Raw genomic sequence first — 22755 nt, 5'->3', positions numbered from 1 at the left:
AGCTTTATATTGTTGTTTTTCAATGGTTTGCAACAAATCCAAGTCTTCCTTGATTTTAGTCGAGTAATTCATCCCACTAATATACGACATGAAGCTTCTGATTTAGTATTAGTTGCTTTACCAACATAATGTACCTTGTATTGTATAAATGATTTCCAGTCTCCCTCAATTTCACAATCTATATTTCCTTTCCACCAATTTTGAAGGAGCTTTTCAGGTGAAAACCAAACAATAAATTCCTTACCTTCTTTTTTGTGTTTAACCAAGGAAAATCCATGAATATTCTGAAATGGAAATTTCTCTTGTATAATAGACTTATCAAGGTGGTTAAACGCAACGTCAACAACATTTTCCTTTATTAATCCAAATACTTCTTGGTCAAATGGCAGCTTACATTTTAATATATTTGGATTTCCTCTTTGATGAATTTCAAAATTTAATTGATATATGGCTGTGTCAGGAATTACATTTTCAAAAGTAATAACAGGCCTTTGTCCAATTAGATAAAGGCTTGCTTTCTCAAGTGCTCTTTCAATCAATTTGTCGTCTTTGATAACAGCAAATTCATACGCAGTCAATGGTGCATGAGCTAATTCAAGTTGATTCAGTAGACTTTTTTGGTTCATAAAAATTATACATAACGTTTAAGGATTGCCGAAGTGGGGGTATTAGAAGTACAAATGTTCAATAGAATTCACAATGATTAATTTAGCACTTCTAATCACATTTTGACAAACCCTTATTACATGCCGTTTTTCTTCTCATAATCCTGTCTTCACACATTTGTCCAATGTCCTATGAAGCATTGAAGCAAGTGTTAAACTGTCTAATGCATCTTGTTCGTGAATTGTCCATTTAATCTTTGGAGCATGTGCAGTCGTATTTCTAAACATACCGAAAAGTCCTTTGATTAAATGCATAAATCCTTTGTGTTCACTTTCTTCGGATTCGGTCGTTAAAGTGTTGAAAGCAAGTTTTGGATTTTTGAGTTGTCCAAGTCCAAAAGCTTTGTCAACCAAGTCGGCGCCGTCCATTGTCAAGCCTGATTTATCTCTGATTTTATCAGCAACGCTTTTAGTTGCTTCAAAAACAGCGTGAAAGTAATTGTCCTGTAAAAGTTCTGCACGGCAAAATAACAAAACGTCTGAATGAACTTTTCTATCTCTGAGTTTCGCCTTTAAATTGTCAGCACGCTGTTGTGCTTCGGAAATTGTTTTAGCTTCTACAACTTTTCGAAACTTACCATTATCCAAAAGTTCAAGTCCAATAAATAAAATTCTTTTATTAATGTCTATCCTATAATGCTCAAACTGTTCATGATTGTCTGCATATCTAACAGGGCTTAAAATTTTATGAATAAATATTAAAATCTTGTTTGATTCCTGATTATTATTTTGATAGTTAATAAAGGCATTATAAAGTCGTTTCCATTTTGTGATGCCGGGGTCTGTGTCTATTATACCAGTTTGTGCTAGACAATATTCTATTTGAGAACTAGTATTTTGGTCTCCAAGAACTTTACAAATGCTCTCTAATATTTCTACTGGTATTAATTTCTCTTTTATCACTTGCTTAAGATATTGTTTCCAAAAAATTGTGTCTTACTTGTTTGTTTAAGCTAAGCCATTCATTTAAAATTATTATCGCATTTTTAAGCAATATGTAATTTCTTGAAATGTCAGCCTGATAATGTCCGCTGAATTTGCCACCGTGAAAAAGATTGTTTCTTATATCTCGTATTGATAGACTTAATTTGTTTATTTCAGGCTCGTTAAGGTTAAAATTTCGGTCTCTCCAACCAAGTTGTCCATTATTAATCATTTGAATTCTTGGAGGATGTTGAACAAGGTAATCAACGGCTTGTCTTAATTGTGCATTTTTCTCTTTATTAAAAGTATTCCTAATTGAGGCAATAAACGTATCCCAGTTTGCTGAAACTTTGTCTGCGTCACCTGAAGAAAAATTTGAAGTTTTTAAAGCACATTCGAATCTTGAAAAAATTATAAAAAAGTCTAGCATCAAAGTCTGCCCTTCAACTGTAATTGTCATGTTCAGCTTTTCAATAAATGTTTTTGTTGTCATTGTTCGTGTCGTCTTATAAAATTGACCTATAACTATTATCTATACGAAAGTTTCCCCTGCCCTAATCTACTCGCTCCGCAAACTCTTCACCGGGTTCATCAAAGCCGCCTTCACACTCTGGAAACTCACCGTCAGCAGGGCAATGCCGATGGCCACTGCGCCCGCCAGCGCGAACATCCACCATTCGATGTCGATTTTGTAGGCGAAGTCGCTTAACCACTGGTTCATGGCATACCAGGCCAGGGGGGAGGCAATGAGAATGGCGATGATGACCAGCTTCAAAAAGTCTTTGGAGAGCAGGCCGATGAGGCTGGGCACACTGGCCCCGAGTACTTTGCGGACGCCGATCTCTTTTGTACGTTGCTCGGCCATGAAAGCGGCCAGACCGAACAGACCCAGACAGGCAATGAGGATGGCTAGTGCCGCAAACGTCAGGGCAATGGTGCCAATGCGTTGTTCGGCGCGGTACATTTCGTCGAAACTATCGTCCATAAATTTGTAGCTGAACGGCTGGCCGGGAGCCAGTTGCTTCCATGTCGATTCGATCTGCTGCATCAGCCCCGGCAGGTTCGTACTGCTTACCCGGAAGGAAGCTGCCCCCGGGTTGGCGTCCAGCACCAGCGACAGCGCCCCGATGTTACGCCGGAGCGACTCGAAGTGGAAATTCTTCACCACACCAATGATGGTGTACGTCTTGCGGATTTTCCCCTCGGCATCATCGAAGCGCCAGACGTGCTTGCCTATCGGCTGGCTGAATCCCAGAATTTTGACAGCCGCTTCGTTCAGCAGTATACCCGAGGAGTCGGAACCGAAGGTCTGCGAGAACCCCCGCCCGCTTACTACCTGAATGCCCAGCGTCTTCACGTAATCGTAATCGACGCCCCAGTTCTGCACACTAATTCCCTTATTCAGGTTCGTCTGACCTTCGGGAAAGAATACGGTACTGTTGCGGTCGGAGGGGGTGGGCAGGTAACCGGAGAGGCTACCACTCACCACGCCCGGCAAGTGCAGCACTTCCTGCTTGAAGGCTTCGCCCTGTTTGCCCATAGAATACAGATCGTTGACGGTCAGGATGTGGTCGCGGTTGAAGCCCAGGCTCGTCGTCTGGATGTAGGTGAGCTGCCGATAGACGATGATGGTGCCAACAATGAGCACGACCGACATCATGAACTGAAACACGACCAGCCCGCTCCGTAAACTGACCGTTCGGAAGCTCGTGTTTGTCCGACCTTTCAACACCGCAATGGGTTGAAAGGAAGACAGGAAAAAGGCCGGGTAACTGCCAGCCAGCAAACCTACAATAATCGGCAGGATGATAAGCAGCGGTAACAGCGTTGGTGACATCAACTGAGACAAGCTAATGGCCTTGGCCGCAATACTGTTAAAGCCCGGCAACGCAACCGCCACAATAACAAGGGCCAGTCCCATAGCCAGTATCGTTGTCAGCACCGATTCGGTCATGAACTGGCTCACCAGTTGCTGCCGTTCGGAGCCCATGACCTTCCGGACGCCAACCTCGCGGGCCCGGCTCGATGAGCGGGCGGTGGCCAGATTCATGAAGTTGATACAGGCAATAATGAGGATGAAGAGGGCTACGGCGGAAAAAATATAGACGTACTGAATGTCGCCGTTGGGCGCCAGTTCAACTTGTTGTTTGGAGTGCAGATGGATGTCGGTGATGGGAATGAGCCAGAATTTCATCTGGTTGTTGGCTTTCCGGAACTGCTCCATTGTTGAGCCCGTCATTTGCAGCAACTGCGGCCCCACATATTTCTCAACAACCGCATCGAAGTTCTGCGAAAATGCGGTGGGGTCACTGCCTTGTCTCAGCCGTATGTAGGTGTGGTGGTTATTACTGAGCCACTGCCCCCAGGGGTAGTTGTCGCTGAGCATCGTCACAAAGAAGTCGCTGCGGAAGTGCGAATTTTGGGGCATGTCGCGCATGATGCCCGTCACTTTGTAGTTCTCTTTGTTGGCAAAGACCAGCGTCTGACCCAGGGCGTTCTGGTTACCAAAGTGGCGTTTAGCCGCCGACTCGCTGATAACGACCGTGTTTGGTTCCGTCAGTGCCCGTTTAGGGTCGCCCGCCACAAAGGGTAGCGTGAAGACATCGAATACCGTAGAATCGGCAAACGTAATATCGTTTTCCCGGATATTGGTTGCTTCGCCTGCCTTCTTCACCAGCCAGTTTCCGCGCTGGTGCAACCGGACAAACTGTTCCACCTGCGGGTAGTCTTTTTTCAGGGTTGGCCCCAGCGGGTCGGCCGTTGTGGCAAAGTGCATGTCGTTACTCCCGAACTTGATGTCGGACTGTACCCGATAAATGCGGTCAGCATGGGCGTTGTAGCGGTCGTAGCTAAGCTCATCCAGCACATACAGCATAATGAGCAGGCAACAGGCCAGCCCAATCGCCAGTCCGAAAATGTTGATAAAGGCGAACCCCCGCTGTTTACGGAGCGTGCGCCAGGCGATTTTGAGGTAGTTTGTTAGCATGGGTATAGGGGGGGAGGGGGAGGATGGAGGAAAGGGAGGAGGGGGAGGAGGGGGAAGGAGGAGCCAGCGTCAGCAATCCCTTTCCTCCCTTTCCTCCTCTTCCCCCCTCTTCACTCCGTTTTTAAGGATTTCACCGGGTTCATCAACGCGGCTTTGATACTCTGGAAACTTACGGTTAGTAGCGCAATACCCACCGCCAGCAAGCCCGCGACGACAAATACCCACCACTCGATGTCGATCTTATAGGCGAAGTCCTTGAGCCAGTTATTCATGGCATACCAGGCAATGGGAGAGGCTATGACCAGCGCGACCAGAACGAGTTTTAAAAAGTCTTTGGAGAGCAAGCCTACAATACTGAACACGGAAGCGCCGAGGACTTTCCGAACGCCGATTTCTTTGGTACGTTGCGCGGTTGTGTAGGCCGACAAACCAAACAAACCCAGACAGGCCAAGAAAATAGAGAGGAACGCAAAAACGCTGAAAATTCGCCCGGTCCGGGTTTCGGCGGCATAGAGTTTATTGAATTCTTCATCCATAAATTCATAGGAAAAAGGGCGTTCCGGAATGAGTGTCCGCCATTTGCTTTCCAGGAACCGGAGTGTATTAGGCAATTGACTGCCCGATAATTTGACCAGGAGAATTTCACCGCCATTCTGCGGGAAAAGGACCAGCGGGCCAATCTTCTGTTTCATGGACGCGAAGTGAAAATCCGCAACAACGGCCTTCACTTCGCCCAGCCGCCCATTCATGTCCAGCCGCTGCCCAATGGCTTGCTGGGGTGTCCAGCCCAGTTCTTTTACGGCGGCTTCGTTGAGGATAAACCGACTTCGGGTCAGGCTGTCGTTGTCGGTGCACGAGATACGCTCCATATCGGCCGCTGTCAAATTGCTACCCGCAATCAGTTTCAAGCTCATCGTGGGTACATAATCTTCGTCAATAGACACCCCGGCTACCATCTTGTGCTGCCCGGCTGCCATCGTTGTGCTACGCATGCTGTACCCACCGCCAACAAACACCGGCGACTCCGACGCCAGCGAAACCTGTTGTACGTCCGCATTTTGCCGAAACTCACTTTTGATGGCGGCAATTTTTTCGTTAACCTGCTTGTCGACGGGAAGCAGCAGTACATGCTCTTTGGTGTAGCCTAATTTCTTTTGCTGGACAAAGGCCAGCTGATTTCGAACGAGGAGTGTGCTGATGATGAGGAAGGCCGTAATGGCAAACTGAAAGACGATTAACGCCCGCCTAAACTGACCGGCTCCAGTGGTTTTTAAATGGCCTTTCAGGACGCGAACCGGCTCAAAACGGGCCAGCACCAGGGCCGGGTAACTCCCCGCTATCAGGCTAACGACCAACCCAACACCCAGCAATAACAGGAGATTGCGGGGTTCGAACCAGACCTGTACGGTAAACTGCCGGTCTGAGAGGGCATTGAACAGCGGTAGCGTCAGGGTCGCCAGCAGCAGGGCTAACACCAGCGCAATGGACGTAACAATAATGGATTCGCCAATGAACTGGCCGAAAAGTTGCCCGCGCATGGCACCCATCACTTTCCGAACGCCCACTTCCTGCGCCCGCTCCACGGCCCGCGACGTAGCCAGATTGATGTAATTGACGCAGGCGATCAGCAGAATGAGCAGGACAATCGACCCGAAGATGTAGATATAGGTCAGGTCGCCGTTTGGTTCGAAACTGCCCTCTACATCCGAATACAAATGCACCCGACGCAGTGATTCCAGATTATACGTCAGGTAGTTACCTGCCGACGTATCCTCCTTGCCGAACTGCGTTTTCATGAAGCCCGGAATTTTGGCTTGTAGTCCGGCCATGGCTTCGGGTTTACGGAGGAGCAAATAGGTGGCATAGTTGGACGAATACCACTCTTCGGTTTTGGCGGCAGGCAGCGTCAGAAAGGAAGTCAGCAAATCATATTTGATCTGGGAATTGGCCGGGCTGTCTTTCACTACGCCCGTGACGGCGTAATCCCGAAACGACCCGCCTGTGTTGATCCGGAGCGTTTTACCAACTGGGTTCTCGTCGCCAAAGTATTTGTGCGCCGTGCTTTCTGACAGCACAACTAGGTTCGGCCCGGTCAGTGCGGTTTGCGAATTGCCTTTTAGGAGCGGAAACGAAAACAGCGTAAAGAAGGCTGAGTCGGCAAAGACGATGCGCTTTTCGCTGAACTGCCGGTCGCCGGTACTCACCACGCCATCCCGGTTAATGAGCCGAACGCCCGATTCTATTTCCGGAAACTGTCGCCCAAACTCTTTTACGACTTTCGTACCCGTTTGGGGTATTTTGGCGGTTCGGCCTTCCATGCTATACTCCATCGTTACGCGCACGATTCGGTCGGCTTTCTGCTGGAAGTCGTCGTAGCTCAGTTCATGCGTAATGTAAATGAACAACAGCAGGCACGAGGCCAGCCCCACCGCCAGCCCGACGATGTTTATGCCGGAGAACACCTTGTTTCTCCACAGGTTTCGAATAGCAATTCGGAGGTAGTTTTGTATCATATCATATGTAGAGCCGCAACCGGTTGCGGCTTTTTTTTAGTGGTGAAAAACCATCCGGGGTATGAGTCATCGGGGTATGGGCCATCCGGGGTATGAGACGCGAAGGCCGGGGCGCCGATGCGCTCGCGTCTCTACTCGCTTCGTAATGATTTCACCGGGTTCATCAGGGCGGCTTTGATGCTCTGGAAACTTACGGTTAGCAGCGCGACACTCAGTACCGACAGGCCAACGAGGCCAAAAAGCCAGCCGCTCAAGTCCATTCGGTACACGAACGTATCGAGCCAGTTTCGGGCCGCGTACCAACCGATAGGGGTGGCGATCAGAAACGCAATCAACACCAGTTTCAGGAAGTTGAGGGATAACAGACGGGTTATTTCCAACGTTGTAGCGCCTAGTACTTTCCGGATGCCGATTTCCTTGGTACGCTGTTCGATCATCAGCGACACCAGACCAAACAGCCCCAATCCCGCAATCAGAACGGCCAGTAAGGCGGCATTGGTAACAAGCTCCTTCCAGCGGGCATCGTCAGCGTAACTTTCCAGCCGGTCGTCTTCCATAAAGTGAAAGCTGAACGGTTGGTACGGAATCAGTTTTCTGAACTGGCTCTCGATGGTTTGCAGACCTGCGGATGTCTGTTTCGGGTCTAGCTTAACGTACAACTGATTCATCTGCTCGGGCTTACCCAATTGCAACAGAACGGGCTCGGGTTTGTCGCGCAGGGAACGGTACTGGTAATCGCGCACCACGCCCACCACCGTCAGATCGTGGCGGATGGTATTGTCCTCCCGTTGCACCACCTGCCCAATAGCGGGTTGGTCGGCCGAAAGGAACTGCCTGACGAAGGTTTCGTTGACCAGAATGTTGGAGATACTGTCGGCCGGGTTGACGTGGTTCAGAGCCCGCCCCGCCAGAATGGGCACATTGACGAAGGCCAGGTACTGATCGTCAATGTACTCGCTGGCCGACTTAACGGGTTTGTTCCGGATGTAAAACGTACTCGATCGATGGCCCCCCGATTTCCGCGCTACCGACTCGATGCCGGGTTGACCCCGCAGGGCCTGCTTCACGAGTTCGCCCTGTTTTTCACGACCCCGGGGAACGTATATGCGTACCCGGTTGGCCCGTTCGTACCCCACATCGGCCGTTTGAATGTAGTTAAACTGGCCATGCAAAACGGCCGTCCCGATCAGCAGCACGATGGCGATCACGAACTGTAAAATCAGGAGTGATTTACCTACGTTGTTGCGCCCCGCCAGTTGTACCCGACCATACAGTACCTGCGTTGGGTTGAAGCCGGACAGCACCAGTGCCGGGTAAAAACCAGCCAGCAGCGTAACGAGAATGACGAGACCGGCAAACAGACCGAGCGTTTGTGGATTAAGCAAAAAACCAAGTTGCAGGGCCTTGTTAGCCAGTGTCGAAAACTGGGGCAGCAAGGCATACACGAGAAGTACGGCAGGTACAAACGCCAATAGGGTGAGCAGGAATGTTTCGCCGACAAACTGCCCGATGAGCTGGGCGCGGGTGCTGCCCGTGGCTTTCCGAATGCCGATCTCTTTGGTCCGGCGTAATGACCGGGCCAGCGTCAGGTTGACGAAGTTGATACAGGCCAGTAGCAGAATGAGTCCGGCAATACCGCTCAGCACGTAGGAATACACGGACGAGGAACCCCGCGTTAGCCCGTTGCTCAGGTCGTAGCGGTCATTGAGGTGCATGTCGGTGAACGGTTGCAAATGATACGTCAGGCTGAACGGGCCGGATTCGCTCCTGAGTTTGGCAAGTTGCTGGCTGGCGTGGCTGTTGAATACCGAGGCCATCTTGCCCTCAACCGTAATGGGGTTGGCTGATGCGCCGTTCCGGTCGGAGCGTAACAGCACGAATGTATTCAGAAAGCCGTCCGACCAGTCGTTCTCATTCCAGTCGCTGCGGTTGGGTGGTAGCGACGCGACGAATGGGCGCAGCACATCGAAGCGGATGCTCGAATTCATGGGGGGCGCTTTCACGACACCCGAGATGCGGTACTTTTCGAAACGGCCACCCGCGTCGATTGTCATGAACCGGTTTAGTACGTCGGTGGTGCCGAAATATTTGAGCGCGATTTCATCCGTGACCACCACATTGCCGGGGTCATTCAGTAACGTTCGGGCATCCCGTCCGGCGCTCTGGCCTGCCAGTAGCTCGAAACTGAATAATCGAAAGAAAGACGTGTCTACGTACATGACCTGCTGGTAAATGCCTTCGTCTTTCTGACGAAACAGCATCTCATAGCCCTGCATCCGGCAAAAATCGGCCACTTCCGGAAGTGCTGCCTTAAACGCCGGTCCCTGTGGTAGTCCCGTAGCACCGGTCGCGGTTTCATTGCCCTCCGGGCTTGTCGTGTTCAGGACCACCCGGTAGAGTTGGTCGCCCTGCGCATGAAACCGGTCGAATGAAAATTCGTCCTGCACAAACAGCATAATAAACATGACGGCGGCCAGTCCCGCACTCAGGCCAACGATATTGATCGTGCTGAGCGACCAGTTGCGGATCAGATTCCGCCAGGCGATTTTGAGGTAGTTTCTGAACATGGTCTTGATGAGGGTTTATTCAGATCGTAACGATTTGACCGGGTTCATTAACGCGGCTTTCACGCTCTGGAAACTCACCGTCAATAAGGCAATGCCCACGGCCAGCAGACCCGCCAGGGCAAACATCCACCACTCGATGTCGATCTTGTAGACGAATTTTTGCAGCCATTTATCCATCACGTACCAGGCTACCGGCGAACTGATCACAAGCGCAATCAACACGAGCCGGATGAAATCAATGGAGAACAAACCGAATATGTGGGCCGTCGATGCGCCCAGCACCTTTCGTACGCCCACCTCTTTGGTGCGGGTTTCGGCCATGAACGCCACGACGCCATAAAGACCCAGGCAACCGATAAACAGGGCGATGCCCGCCAGCAACCGGAACAAGGCGTACATCTGTTCTTCGCTCTTGTAAAAATTCGCCAGTGTCTCATCCAGAAATTCATAGCTGAAGACGAATTCGGGGAAGGTAGCTGTCCATGCGGTTTCGACCTGCTTCAGGAGCTGGCTGATGCCTTCGGTGCCGCCCTGCCGGGTCGATAGTTTGATGGCGATGGTCCGGTAGTTGCCTAACTGGGTGGTCAGGACGCTTGGCTCGACCTGTTCCCGCAGCGAGAACATGTTGAAATCTTTTACCACGCCCACAATGGGCTTTTTCACGCTCTCGCCCGCTATGGTCATCAGCTTCCCAAGTACCTGTTCGGGTTTCTGGAAGCCCAGTCGTTTCATGAACGTCTCGTTTATTACCAGTTCACGGATAGAGTCGGCGGGTTGGTACATCCGCCCGGCCAGTAATTTCAGGCCATAGGTACGCACATAGGCGGTATCGGCGGGGCGCATCAGGATGCCGTAGCCGGGGTCTTTGTCGTCGTTCCCAAATCGGAAACCCGTTGTCCAGTTGGTGGTCGAGGAGGGGCTGGTCATGCCGAAACTAATCGACTGCACACCCGGCAGGCCAGTAAGTTTGGCGCGTAAATTAGTGATCTTCCCCGCATCATTGTCGGGTAAGGGTATCGTCAAAACGGCGTCTTTGTCGTAGCCCAGATCGGCGGAGCGAAAGAAACTCATCTGGTTGTAGGCGATGATCGTACTGATAATGAGGAGCTGGGAAATGGCAAACTGACCCACGATCAGCCCGCGCCGGAGCGTCAGATACCGGCCCGTCCCTGTTTCCTGTACTTTTCCTTTCAGGGCCAGAATAGGTTGATAGCCCGACAGCACCAGTGCCGGATAAAAGCCCGCCAGCACGGTGGTCAGTATACCCAGCGCCAGCAGGAACCCAAGCACGATGGGGCTGAATAAGGTTACGGCTCCCGGCTTTATATTGAGCAGCTCACCAACGTAGGGGAGTGCAGCCTGAGCAACCAGTAGCGCAAGGACAACCGCTATTCCGGTCAACACGCTGGTTTCGCCCAGAAACTGACGAACCAGTTGCCCACGGGTGCTGCCCAGCACTTTCCGGACGCCCACTTCTCTCGACCGGCGGATGGCCTGTGCCGTGGCCAGATTGATGAAGTTGATGCAGGCCGTTCCCAGAATGAAGAGACCAATCAGTACCATCGCCCAGATCATTTCGATGCTGATGCTTCGCTGGGCGTAATTCGTGATTTTGGTTGCGAAATGGATATTGGTCAGCGGCTGTAAAACATACGCCAGCGTTTTGGCATCTTCCGGGGCGTGGTATTTGTTGACAAAACCCACCAATTGACGTTCCATCCGGGCCGCGGGCGTCTCCGATCCGGCAGAAGCCGGGGGCAGCATCATATACAGCTGGGCTCCGCCATAAGTCGATTTCCAGTCGTCGGGGGGCGAGGTGAGACCATACGCTAGCACAGACGCGTGGGTCAGGAACACATCAAACGGCATACTACTCGTCGGGAGTGGGTCCTGAATAACGCCCGTTACCACAAAGTCCATCTTATTCTCGATCCGAATAGTTTTGCCCATCGGGTTGACATCCCCAAAGTACTTATGGGCGATTCGCTCCGAAAGAACCACCGTATTCGGGTTAGTGAGCGCCGTTTGCGGACTGCCCTTTTCCCAGGTATAATCGAAGAGGGTAAAATACTCCGGTTCGGCAAAGGCAATTACGCCATCCGTTTCCTGAAAACGTTTGGTTTCGGTACCCGCCTTGCCCGGCACGGCTACCACCGCCGACTTAATCCGGGTAACCAGGGTAAGCTGATGTTTCAGTTCCGGGAAATCATTTCGGAGGGCAGCCAGCGCCGGAAACGTGATGCCCGTATTCGGCTTGTCGGTAGGGTCCGTTTTGTTGGCACCAAGCATTCGGTAAATGCGGTCGCCGTTGGCGTTGTGCTTGTCGAAGCTCAGTTCATAGCGGACGGCCACGAACAACAACAAACAGCAGGCAAGGCCAAGGGTCAGGCCCAATACATTGATGGTGGAGTAATTCCAGTTACGCTTCAGGGCGCGAAGGGCGGTAGTGAGATAGCTTTTTAGCATAATTTTATGGGGATTGTGTAGAGCCGCAACCCTTTGCGGCTTATTCGCGTCAGCAATAGTTACGTCAGCCCAAACCATCCGGGTGAGAAGCCATCCGGGTGAAAAGCCATCCGGGTGCTGAGACGCAAAGGGTTGCGTCTCTACTCGCTTCGTAATGATTTCACCGGGTTCATCAGGGCCGTCGCAATCGTTTTGCTGCCAATGGATACAAGTACCAGCAGCAGGATAAACAGGGCGGGTGCCGCAAAAAGCCACCAGCTCAGTTCAATGCGGGCCGCGTAATTGGCCAGCCAGTTTATGACCAGAAAATAGGTAACGGGCAGGCCGATCAGGATGGCTAGCAGGGCAGTTTTAATGAAATCTTTCGACAGTAAAATCATCAGGTTTGTCGTACTGGCACCAATTACTTTCCGAATACCAATCTCCTTCGTTCGTTTGGAAACGGTAAACGTAGCCAGCCCGAACAAGCCCAGGCAGGAGATCAGAATGGCGAAGCCGGTCAAGGCACCAAACACCTGCTGAAAGCGGTCGTCAGCTTTGTATTGTTTATCATACTCACTGTCCATAAAAAAATAGCTGAACGGCGAATAGGGGAAATTGGCCTCGTAAACCGTCTTCAGCGTCGCGAGCTGTTCTTTGGCATTGCCCCCGGCAAACTTCACACTGGCAAACGAATCGAAGGTAGGCGAGTACATGTGGATGATCGGAATGTAAGCGGCCTTGGGCGATTCGTAGTGGTAATTCTTGACAACACCCCGGATCGTTGCCTTACGCCCCCAGAGGTCTACCCGCTTGCCGATCGCTTCTTCTGGCGTCGGGATTTCCCAGAGCCGGAGGGTTTCTTCGTTGACAATGAGTTGACGGTCTGTTGTATCCGCAAAGCCGGGCCGGGTCGTGGCGTCGAAGTTTTTGCCCGCCAGCAATTTGATGCCCATCAACCCGATAAACGACGTGTCTATCTGCGTCAGGTAATAATTGTAGGAGGTTTTTTTGACGACATCCGACAGATTAATACCGGTTGTCGTATTCATCTGGGTCGATCCCATGCCCGGTACAGTACCGGAAAGGGATACCGCTTTTACCTGCGACTGGTTTAGCAGCATTTGCCGAAACGTATCGTAATCCTTCCGGGCTTTGTTGCCCACCGGGGCTTTCACTACGAGCGTACGATCCATATTGACCCCCAGGTTTTGTTGGCGCAGAAAGTTGACCTGCCGGTAAACGGCGAATGTTTGCACCAGTAAAATCAGGGTAATGGCAAATTGAAAAACCACCAGCGACTTACGAAGAAATACACCTTTGGTAGAGCGCGAGAAATTGCCTTTGAGAACGGCAATCGGGTCGAACGACGACAGCACGAAGGCCGGATAAAACCCCGACAGCACGACACTCAGCAGCAGAAACGCCCCCACGCTTTCCCAGAAAAATACGTCCCGGAAAACGGTAAAGCCTTCGGGTAGCCCTGCCACCTCAACAAACACCGGCCGAAGGGCAACGACTAACCCCACCGACAGCGCTCCGGCAACGACATTGACCAGCACCGTTTCAATGAAAATCTGGGTTCTGATCTGGTTCTGGGTGGAGCCAACGACCTTTCTCATGCCAATTTCCCGCGCCCGGTCGAGGGCCTTGGACGTGGTCAGATTGACATAGTTGACAAGGGCGCTCAGGAGTACCAGGAATGCCACACCCAGCAGAAAATACACCGACCGTGCTTCGCCGTTCGGTTCGGTTTCAAAGTTTTTGTGGGAATACAAATGAATGTCACCGATCTTCTGGCCGATCACCCGATGATTTCTTACCTTCTTTTCGCTGATCAACCGGTTGTTGAAGGCCACCAGCGATTTTGTAAACCCTTCATAACTGGCGTTATCGGCCAGTTGCAGGTAGGTGAGGGTGTTGTTTCCGTCCCAGTTATCTTCCCGTTCGTTAAAGTCCGACAGCATCGTCGGGTACGAGAAAAGCATATCGAATTTCAAGTGCGTATTGGCCGGGCTGTCCGGCACTACCCCCACGACTTCCAGCAGGACAGTGTTTTCCGGCTTTGGGATTTTCAGGGTTTTGCCCAGCACTTCCAGCGTATTGAAGTAGGTCAACGCCATCGTTTTGGTCAGCACAACCTGTCGTGGTCTGGTAAAGAGATTGGTTCGGCTTCCCCGGAGCAGCGGGTAGTTGAACATCGAGAAAAAGGAAGAATCGACCGCGAAGACATTATCGACCAGGTAATACTTCTCGCCAATCTGAACCGTCACATTGGGTTCTCCAATCGGGTAAGCGCGGGTGTAATTGACGACCTCGCTCATTTCCCGCCTGGCTTTAGGCCCAACCGGTGGATTGGTTTCTGTGTCCTGGGAGTTCACCGTGCCGCCGTTCATATAATCGAGGGTAAGCCGCACAATCCGATTCGCCAGCGGATTCGTCTTTTCATAGCTCAACTCGAAGCGTACATACTGGATAATAAGCAACGCCACGGCCAAACCCGTGGCCAGCCCCACCACATTGATGAGCGAGAACGTTGTATCCTTCCTGAAGATGCGTAATGCGATTTTTAGATAGTTTGTGAGCATGGGGTTGTCTTTTTGTAGAGACCGCACCGGCGGACCGGCAATCTTTTGCGTCAGCAATATGTCGCGTCAGCAAAAATTATCCGGGTGTTGAACCATCCGGGTGCTGAGACGCAAAGGGTTGCGTCTCTACATTATTCGGATCGCAATGATTTTACCGGATTCATCAGGGCGGCCTTCACGCTCTGGAAACCGACTGTCAACAGTGCAATGCCCACGGCCAGTAATCCCGCCAGGGCAAACATCCACCAGGAAAGATCAATCCGGTAGGCGAAATCGTCCAGCCAGCGATCCATGGCAAACCAGGCGACGGGTACGGCCAGGACGATAGCGATCAGCACGAGTTTTAAGAAATCTTTGGATAAAAGGGCAATGATGCTGACAACGGATGCGCCCAGTACTTTTCGAACACCAATTTCTTTCGTCCGTTGTTCGGCTGTGAACGCAGCTAGGCCAAACAGGCCCAGACAGGCAATGACAATGGATATCACCGCAAAAACGGTGAACAACTGACTTGTTTTCTGCTCTGTTTTGTAGAGAAACGCAAACCGATCGTCCAGAAATGAATAGGTGAACGGAGCCGACGGGTTAAACGATTCCCACTGTTTCCTGAACGACGCGACGACATCAGACATATCGGCCGCTTTAACTTTCACGATGATGGCGCCGGAGTTACGCCCTAGGAGCATCATCAGCGGGGCTATTTTTTGCCGGGCCGACGCATAATGAAAGTCTTTCACAACGCCAATGATGGTGAACTCGTGTTGTCCGGAACGAACAATTGTTTTGCCGAGCGGACTGGTATTTCCCAGCCCTAACTCACGGGCCGCTGTTTCATTGATAACGGTGGCGGTGGAATCCGTTGAAAAATCTTTGGAAAAAGACCGGCCTTCGGTCAATTCCATAACCAGCGTCTTTAGGTAATCTTCGTCGACATGATAAATATGGGTAGTGATTTCGGCGTGGCCTTTCGTGTCGTTCTCCCGTTTGGCGTAGATCACTGACCCATCCATATTGCTCATGCCAACCGGAATGTTGCCCGAAAGACTGGCCTGAATGACGCGACTGTCCTGCTGAAGCTGCTGTTTGAAAACGGGCTCGTTTTGCCCCAGCATATACGAATCCTGAATTATCAGCACCTGATCTCTATCGAAACCAACTTTCTTGTTCTGCATGAAATGCAACTGCTGGTACGTAACCAGCGTGGCTACGATCAGCGCTCCGGAAACAGCGAACTGGAACACTACCAGCCCACTCCTGAGGTTGCTGCGACGACTGGTTTGCACCGCTGATCCGCCTTTTAAAACCGTTGTTATTTTTGAAAAAGAGAGTAGAAACGCCGGGTAAGCACCCGCCAGAATGCCGACGAAAATGCCAAATGCCAGCAGCATACCAAGGCTTTCTACCGACAGTAAGCTACGAATCGAAATCTCTTTCCCAGCCAGTTCATTGAAGGAGGGTAATAGCAAACAAACGGCAAAAACAGCCAGGAGCAGGGCAATGAACGTCAGTAAAGTAGACTCAAGTAAAAATTGCCGGATCAACTGGGTTTTGACCGAACCCATTACTTTACGAATGCCAATTTCTTTTGAGCGCCCTGCGGCCCCCGCTGTCGATAAGTTGGTGAAATTGACAATGGCCAGGAGTAGAATAAAGATCGCCAGAATGCTGAATATGTATACCGAGTTAATATCGCCGTTGGCCGCCAGTTCATATTTAGATGCTGAATGGAGGTGAATGTCGGTCAATGGCATCAGGAAAAACCGGAATATATTCACCGATTTATGCGCTTCGGCCATACTAACGCCCATATCAGCCTTTATTTCCGGCACCACGTATTTGGCTACCAATTGGGGAAATTTAGCTTCCAGTTTCTGCGGATCTGCGGCTTTGTTCAGGACTAAATAGGTGTAAAACCCGACATTGCTCCAGGTCGGCGACTTCGTGGGCAAATCAGCCATACTTAAGAATGCGTCGAATTGAAAGTGCGTGTTGGCCGGGGTTCTGTCGATAACGCCGGTCACTTTTCGCACCTCCTGCCCTTTGCCGAAGAAGAGTGCCTTGCCCATGGCCGGACTTGTACCAAAATATTTCTGCGCAAAGGCTTTCGTAACCACCACAGAACCAGGTTCTTTTAGCGCAGTTTTTATGTCGCCCTCCAGCATGGGAATGGAGAAGGTTTCCAGAAAGTTAGAGTCGGCCATGGCAATGGATTGCTCCTTGAACTGCTTATCCTGGTAGCGCATAAATACCTGGCTCCACGGTACCAGGCGGGTAACCGCCAGTACTTCCGGAAACGCAGCCCGGATACCCGGTCCAACAGCTGCATCAACAGTAGAGAAATCCGTAATGCCGCCATTCTCTGTCAAATGAAGCTCTACCCGATGTATCTGGTTTGCCAGCGCCGGATAGCGGTCATAACTAAGCTCATCCGTAACGAAAGCCGCAATCAGAATACAGCAGGTAATCCCGACGGCCAGACCTACAATGTTAATGAATGAAAAGACCTTGTTTTTCATCAGGTTTCGCCACGAAATTTTGAAATAGTTTGTAAGCATAACATTGGTCTTTATTCTGATCTTAATGATTTCACCGGATTCATTAACGCGGCTTTCACACTCTGAAAGCTTACCGTTAACAACGCAATCCCTACCGTCAGGCCACCGGCCAGCAGGAATACCCACCAGTGAATGTCGGTGCGGTAGGCGAAGTCGCTGAGCCAGGTGTGCATAGCGTACCACGCCACCGGCGAGGCAATCAGCAAGGCGACTAATACCAGCTTCATAAAGTCCTGAGAGAACAAAGCCACCAGACTCAGCTCAGAGGCACCCAGTACTTTGCGAATGCCTATTTCCTTGGTGCGCTGCTCCGCCATGAACATCGACAACCCGAACAACCCCAGACAGGAGATCAGGATGGCCACACTCGCAAAGATGGTGAACAGCGTTTGCTGCGTTTGCTCACGGGCGTAAAGCCGGTCGAAGCGGGTGTCCAGAAACTGATAGTCGAACGGACGCTGCGGGAAGAAACGCTTCCAGACCGATTCAACCTGCCGAATGGCGGCTGGTGTACTGCCCTTGAGCGGTATAGAGAGCCAATTAAGCTGATCAGGCACCAGGATCATAGCCAGTGCCGCCACCGGCTGGTGCAGCGACTCAAAATGGTAATCCTTTGTTACCCCAATAATCTGGCCTTTGACAGGTCCATACTGAAACGGTTTGCCAATGGCCTGCTCCGGCGTCCAGCCCAGCTGCCGGGCGGCCGTTTCATTGAGAACAATCATCGACGTATCGGTAGTGTAGGCCCGGGAGAAATTACGCCCGGCCGCCATCTGAATCTGATAGGCCGGAATGAAGTCATGATCGACACGCAGTCCCCGCAGGTTGATTTTGACAGGGGCCATACTGTCGCCTTTCAGGGCCATACCGCCGTAAGAATCGAGCAGCCGCCCCGACGGTACCCGCGACGAGCGGCCCATATCGCGCACCATGCCCGTTTGCACGAGTTGCTGTTTGAGCGTTTCGTAATTCGTTGTCGAATCACCAATGTCGGGCATAAGCAGCACCTGGTCTTTGGCATAGCCAAGCCTGTAATTCTGAATGTACTTCATCTGATTATAGACAACGGCTGTGCTGATGATAAGCGCAATGGCAATGGCAAACTGGGTGATGACCAGCACCTGCCGCAGTTTGCCGGTACGCATGGTCGAGGCAATCTGCCCCTTCAGTACGCCAAGTGGCCGGAAGGAAGTGAGGAAGAAAGCCGGGTAACTACCGGCCACTAAACCCGTCAATAATGTAATGCCGACAAGGATACTCAGAAAGACTGGGTCAAGGAGTTGTTGAAACGATAACTGTTTCTGCGTGAAGGTATTCAGCACCGGTAAGCACAGGATCAGCAACACGATCGCAATGCCCAGGGCAAACGTCACCAGGAGAATAGACTCGCTTAAGAACTGACCAATGAGCTGGGAACGCAAAGCCCCTACAACTTTGCGCATCCCAACCTCTTTGGCCCGGCCAGCCGACCGGGCTGTTGCCAGATTCATGTAATTGATGCAGGCAATGAGCAGAATGAATAAACCAATGGCCGAAAATAAATAGATATAACTCATGTCGCCGGTAGGCTCCACCTCCGAATCGGTATGCGACTTTAAATGAATATCGGTGAGTTTTTGCAGGTTCAGAACCGAAAACGACGACGCTTTGCGCCCTTCTTCTGCCGGAACGTATTTATCCTGAAAACCGGGAAAAGCGGCTTCCATTCGCTGCGGACTGCCCGGGTCGCCGGACTTCAGCAGCACATACGTATTGAAGGAGTTGTTGCTCCAGCTGGTCCGAAGCTGTTCAGCGCCGTAAACGCGGGGGTCGTTGAAGGTGGAAAACGACAGTAGAAAACTAGGGTGAAAATGCGACTGCGCGGGCAACGGCTCAAAGACACCCGTTACGGTCATGTCAAACTGGTCATACAGCCGAACGGTTTTGCCAACCGGATTTTCCTGGCCAAAATATTTCTCCGCCATGGGTTGGGAGAACAGAATCGAGAACGGGTTCACCAGCGCATGTTCGGGGTTGCCGCTGGTCACGTTGATGTCAAACACCTTGAACAGATTCGCTTCGGCAAAGAATATGTCTTCTTCGTTGAACGAGTGCTCGCCGTAGCGCAGCAGTCCCCCGTTGTCGATGGTTCGCACGACTTGTTCAGCCTCCGGGAAGTCCTGTTTTATAAGCGGACCAAAGGGCGGTGCCGCCTGCGCCAGTCGCAGCGAAGCGGTACCTTCCGTTGACAGAAACGTTCTTGTCAGTCGGTACGTCCGGTCGGCATGGGTGTTGTAGCAGTCATAGCTTAACTCATCCTGCACGTAGAGTGAGATGAGCAGAAAACACGTCAGTCCGATGGCTACACCCGTAATGTTGATGAAGCTAAAACCTTTGTGTTTGGCCAGATTTCGGAAGGCAATCTTGAAATAGTTGCGTAGCATACCAGTCCGGACATGAGTATGCTGTCTGGACTGCAAACAACCTGCCAGCCTCCATAATAAGCTTTTTTGAGGTTGTCAGGCACTTTTCTTCTAATACCAGCGTCCGAAATCGTACAGTTAGTGTCCGCAGGTGGACAGTTGTGAGGGGATATAAATAAGCAAAGCCCACCGGATATAATCCAGTGGGCTTTGCTTGTCGGTACTGTTTTGTTATGCTTTCTTTCCCTTTTTGCCTTTCATGGCGGGCATAGCAGGCATCTTGGCGGTGTACTCGCTGATGCTTTTCTCGATGCCTTCCTTGAAGAAGGGGAATGAGGTGTCGTTCGACGATTGACCCAAGGTCAGGGCTTTTTGAGCCAGTGGCAGCGCTTCGGCCGTTTTGCCCATCTTACCCAGGATTTGCGACTTGACGAACAGGTTCCGGAACGTCTCCTTTGCCGTGATGGATTTATCGATCCAGCCTAGCGCCTGCTCCAGATTGCGGCCTTTCGACAGGTTGTAGCTGGCCGCTGCCTGCAATACGGCCGGATCTTCAGGTTTCTCGGCAACGGCTTTATCGACGTTTGCGGCCGAATTGGTGTTAACGTCAACTTTCAGGTCGGCAGCGGCAGTGACGTCGGCAAACATGATATTCATCTTCGCCGTGCTGTCGGTCAGATCACTGAACCCAATAGTAAATGTTTCAACCGGCTGGCCCCCTTTGACAGGCTTCAGCTGAACGCGCAGCGCGTCGCTATCCTGCTTGTAGGATTGCTCCGTTACGGTCATATCCTTGTTGAAGATGAGCGTCCAGTTGTCCATGGCCGGAATGGACAGGATAGCGTAGGTGCCCGCTGGCAAGGTCTGTCCGTTGACCATCAGATCGGTCGACGTAGTAAAAGCGGTAGCCTGGTTCGCACCCGTGCGCCATACTTTGCCGGTTGGCACGAAGGCGTCAGTGAAAGGCGTCCGGCCTTTAAGACTTGGCCGTGAATACTTCACCGTCAGGTCGGTGGTGCCAACGGTCTGAACGATGGTAGCACCAGGGCTAGGGGAGGGAAGTTTAATTTGAGCGGTGGCCAACTGAGCCACCAGGCACAGGGTAACACCACTGAGTACGAGTTTACGCATGATCCTTACTTACTTTATTGACGATTATGTTAGATAACAGGGCGAAATTGCGGCTTTTTACGCAGAACCCCAACCCATGCACCGCCAGCCGCTCCTGAATTTACTCCAATCATACACACCTGTCGATGCCGATGAACAGGGAATGACCGCAGCTACCATTGCTTTTGTGGAAGAATATCCGAACTGTTTTGACCGATCATTGCGCATAGGCCATATTACCGGCTCGGCCTGGATCGTAAGTCCAGACCGGCAACAGGTTCTGCTGATCCACCATCGCAAACTCGATCGCTGGCTCCAGCCCGGCGGTCATGCTGATGGTGATTCTGATGTAGCGGCCGTAGCCCTGCGGGAGGCACAGGAAGAAACCGGGCTTACCTCGCTGCAATTGGTTGAAGACGCCACGGGTAACGTCCCTGTTTTCGACGTCGATATTCACACTATACCCGCTCGGGGAGACATACCGGAACACCTGCACTATGACATCCGGTTTTTGGTCGAAGCCAACCCTGAAGAAGCATTTGGCTTTTCTGATGAAATTAAGAATATTCGATGGTTTTCGGCAAAAGAAGCCATTTCTTATGCTGATTCGGAGTCTATTTCGAGAATGGCGCGAAAAAAAGTGAAAAACTAGAAATATAGTAGTGGTTTAATATGTTTTTAATGTGAACGGAATCAATAGATTTGCAGTACAACAAAACCACTTGAAATCATGAAAACGATACAGTCATACCTTCTTGTTCTGGGCCTCCTGGCTTTTGCCGGTCAGGTATCAGGGCAGGACAGCCAGTCGAAGTTGCGCAAAGACCCAACTTATTCGACCCATAACTACAAACACCCCAACAAGGCGGCTACGGCCCGCCAGTGGGAATCTAAATCGGGTGTTGTGGTTGAGCAGCCCCAGTCCGGGAACACGAATCTGGCTAACTACAAACGGCAGGTTCCTAATCAGGCACCGGTTGGTGGGGTAACCGTCGATCACACGCCATCGTCGGATGTGGCAGATCGTAACTACAAAATTCAACGGCCTTTTCAGCCAACGAATGCAACGCGTTCGGATATGGCCAACAAGAGGAAAAAACGCAGTGACGATAGTTCGGCTGTAGGCGATTAGTGATCGTTACCATCGCATAAAAAAAACCACCCGATAACCGGGTGGTTTTTTTTATGCGCTATGGTTGGTGTGGAATGGCTTGTTACAGTTGAACGCCGGAAGCTTCGCATAAACCACGGACCCGGTCGCGAGCCCGCTTGAGCCTCATTTTTACAGCACTGTTCTTCAGGTCCAGTTTGGCCGCAATCTGCTGCACGTCCAGTCCTTCCTGATACTTGAGTCGCAAGATAAGGGCTTCCTGCGGAGCAATGCTGCTCATGGCCTGGGTAAGCTGCTGCAAGCTGTATTCTGCCCGCTCGGCATCGTCGGTTGGTGGGAGCTGGCAGTCGATATCTCTTTCCAATGCCGTCGTTGTCAGGCGCTTGGATACCCGCAGCTGATCGACGCAGTAGTTATACGAGATGGAATATAACCAGGTAGAAAATGTGGAACGCTCTTCAAAACGGTCGAGCCGGGCAAACATGCGGATAAAAATATCGTGTGTGAAGTCCTGTGCTTTTTCCGTGTCTTTCGTCATTGATAAACACCGGCTGTAGACCTTACCAACATACCGGTTGTACAAGGTTTCAAAGCAATCGTTCGGGCTTGTACTCAGATACTGCCGGATTACCTCTTCGTCGTTCAGGTTGACTTTCATAGCTTATAATGGTAGGAATAGAACTCGTTAGGTTATTGTTCTTTGTTTTTGTGCCCTTCGATGAAACAAAGGTGATATCTGTTTGTCGTTGATTGCCTGGAATTTCGATGAACTGCAGGATTTGCCCTTTTTTCGGCGTAATACCCAAATAGAAAAATCACTTAAATTACCGATACCCTATATTTTGCTATAAATTGTTACTTTTTATAGTAAATTGCTTCGATCTTCAAC

The 22755-nt window shown here is 51.0% G+C and carries 14 protein-coding genes; 2 read left to right on the top strand and 12 right to left on the bottom strand.

The window, feature by feature from the left end; genetic code table 11:
- Positions 1 to 68 precede the first annotated feature (68 nt).
- The 11 genes from FH603_RS22200 to FH603_RS22150 form a co-directional block, all read right to left on the bottom strand.
- Positions 69 to 626 carry a hypothetical protein gene (locus FH603_RS22200; protein WP_186740126.1) on the bottom strand — a complete coding sequence of 186 codons (558 nt, stop codon included), beginning with the start codon at positions 624 to 626 and terminating at the stop codon, positions 69 to 71.
- A gap of 135 nt (positions 627 to 761) precedes the next feature.
- Positions 762 to 1568, bottom strand: a complete 807-nt coding sequence (locus tag FH603_RS29140) for a TIGR02391 family protein (protein ID WP_186740124.1) — start codon at positions 1566 to 1568, stop codon at positions 762 to 764.
- 4 nt (positions 1569 to 1572) lie between these two features.
- Positions 1573 to 2082 carry a hypothetical protein gene (locus FH603_RS22190; RefSeq protein ID WP_186740122.1) on the bottom strand — a complete coding sequence of 170 codons (510 nt, stop codon included), beginning with the start codon at positions 2080 to 2082 and terminating at the stop codon, positions 1573 to 1575.
- Positions 2083 to 2148: 66 nt separating this feature from the next.
- Complete coding sequence (locus FH603_RS22185; RefSeq protein ID WP_186740120.1) at positions 2149 to 4575, bottom strand: ABC transporter permease; 2427 nt, start codon at positions 4573 to 4575, stop codon at positions 2149 to 2151.
- 110 nt (positions 4576 to 4685) lie between these two features.
- Positions 4686 to 7088, bottom strand: a complete 2403-nt coding sequence (locus FH603_RS22180) for an ABC transporter permease (protein ID WP_186740118.1) — start codon at positions 7086 to 7088, stop codon at positions 4686 to 4688.
- Positions 7089 to 7219: 131 nt separating this feature from the next.
- Complete coding sequence (locus FH603_RS22175; protein ID WP_186740116.1) at positions 7220 to 9655, bottom strand: ABC transporter permease; 2436 nt, start codon at positions 9653 to 9655, stop codon at positions 7220 to 7222.
- Positions 9656 to 9670: 15 nt separating this feature from the next.
- Complete coding sequence (locus tag FH603_RS22170; protein ID WP_186740113.1) at positions 9671 to 12121, bottom strand: ABC transporter permease; 2451 nt, start codon at positions 12119 to 12121, stop codon at positions 9671 to 9673.
- Positions 12122 to 12261: 140 nt separating this feature from the next.
- On the bottom strand, positions 12262 to 14688 hold the full coding sequence (locus FH603_RS22165; protein WP_186740111.1) for an ABC transporter permease: 2427 nt from the start codon (positions 14686 to 14688) through the stop codon (positions 12262 to 12264).
- 131 nt (positions 14689 to 14819) lie between these two features.
- Positions 14820 to 17243, bottom strand: a complete 2424-nt coding sequence (locus tag FH603_RS22160) for an ABC transporter permease (protein ID WP_186740109.1) — start codon at positions 17241 to 17243, stop codon at positions 14820 to 14822.
- An 11-nt stretch (positions 17244 to 17254) separates the two neighbouring features.
- Positions 17255 to 19666, bottom strand: a complete 2412-nt coding sequence (locus FH603_RS22155) for an ABC transporter permease (RefSeq protein ID WP_186740106.1) — start codon at positions 19664 to 19666, stop codon at positions 17255 to 17257.
- A gap of 210 nt (positions 19667 to 19876) precedes the next feature.
- Positions 19877 to 20776, bottom strand: a complete 900-nt coding sequence (locus tag FH603_RS22150; RefSeq protein WP_186740104.1) for a DUF2911 domain-containing protein — start codon at positions 20774 to 20776, stop codon at positions 19877 to 19879.
- Positions 20777 to 20852: 76 nt separating this feature from the next.
- Here FH603_RS22150 and FH603_RS22145 point away from each other — a divergent pair, with 76 nt between their 5' ends.
- Both FH603_RS22145 and FH603_RS22140 read left to right on the top strand, forming a co-directional pair.
- A complete protein-coding gene (locus FH603_RS22145) occupies positions 20853 to 21407 on the top strand; it encodes an NUDIX hydrolase (RefSeq protein ID WP_186740102.1) in 555 nt (184 codons plus the stop codon).
- Between the two features lie 78 nt (positions 21408 to 21485).
- Positions 21486 to 21887: a hypothetical protein gene (locus FH603_RS22140; protein WP_186740100.1), complete on the top strand. Its 402-nt coding sequence runs from the start codon at positions 21486 to 21488 to the stop codon at positions 21885 to 21887.
- An 82-nt stretch (positions 21888 to 21969) separates the two neighbouring features.
- On the opposite strand, the gene FH603_RS22135 is transcribed toward FH603_RS22140, so the two are convergent.
- Positions 21970 to 22524 carry an RNA polymerase sigma factor gene (locus FH603_RS22135; protein WP_186740098.1) on the bottom strand — a complete coding sequence of 185 codons (555 nt, stop codon included), beginning with the start codon at positions 22522 to 22524 and terminating at the stop codon, positions 21970 to 21972.
- Between the last annotated feature and the right edge of the window lie 231 nt (positions 22525 to 22755).

Origin of the sequence: Spirosoma utsteinense (genome assembly GCF_014282275.1) — a bacterium.
Classification (GTDB): domain Bacteria; phylum Bacteroidota; class Bacteroidia; order Cytophagales; family Spirosomataceae; genus Spirosoma; species Spirosoma utsteinense.
This window is presented reverse-complemented; position numbering and strand designations above follow the sequence as displayed.

Bases quoted from the DNA above. Each gene is read 5' to 3' on its own strand.
- FH603_RS22200 (WP_186740126.1), bottom strand. From the start codon at position 626: ATGAACCAAAAAAGTCTACTGAATCAACTTGAATTAGCTCATGCACCA.
- FH603_RS22190 (WP_186740122.1), bottom strand. From the start codon at position 2,082: ATGACAACAAAAACATTTATTGAAAAGCTGAACATGACAATTACAGTT.
- FH603_RS22185 (WP_186740120.1), bottom strand. From the start codon at position 4,575: ATGCTAACAAACTACCTCAAAATCGCCTGGCGCACGCTCCGTAAACAG.
- FH603_RS22180 (WP_186740118.1), bottom strand. From the start codon at position 7,088: ATGATACAAAACTACCTCCGAATTGCTATTCGAAACCTGTGGAGAAAC.
- FH603_RS22175 (WP_186740116.1), bottom strand. From the start codon at position 9,655: ATGTTCAGAAACTACCTCAAAATCGCCTGGCGGAATCTGATCCGCAAC.
- FH603_RS22170 (WP_186740113.1), bottom strand. From the start codon at position 12,121: ATGCTAAAAAGCTATCTCACTACCGCCCTTCGCGCCCTGAAGCGTAAC.
- FH603_RS22165 (WP_186740111.1), bottom strand. From the start codon at position 14,688: ATGCTCACAAACTATCTAAAAATCGCATTACGCATCTTCAGGAAGGAT.
- FH603_RS22160 (WP_186740109.1), bottom strand. From the start codon at position 17,243: ATGCTTACAAACTATTTCAAAATTTCGTGGCGAAACCTGATGAAAAAC.
- FH603_RS22155 (WP_186740106.1), bottom strand. From the start codon at position 19,666: ATGCTACGCAACTATTTCAAGATTGCCTTCCGAAATCTGGCCAAACAC.
- FH603_RS22150 (WP_186740104.1), bottom strand. From the start codon at position 20,776: ATGCGTAAACTCGTACTCAGTGGTGTTACCCTGTGCCTGGTGGCTCAG.
- FH603_RS22145 (WP_186740102.1), top strand. From the start codon at position 20,853: ATGCACCGCCAGCCGCTCCTGAATTTACTCCAATCATACACACCTGTC.
- FH603_RS22140 (WP_186740100.1), top strand. From the start codon at position 21,486: ATGAAAACGATACAGTCATACCTTCTTGTTCTGGGCCTCCTGGCTTTT.
- FH603_RS22135 (WP_186740098.1), bottom strand. From the start codon at position 22,524: ATGAAAGTCAACCTGAACGACGAAGAGGTAATCCGGCAGTATCTGAGT.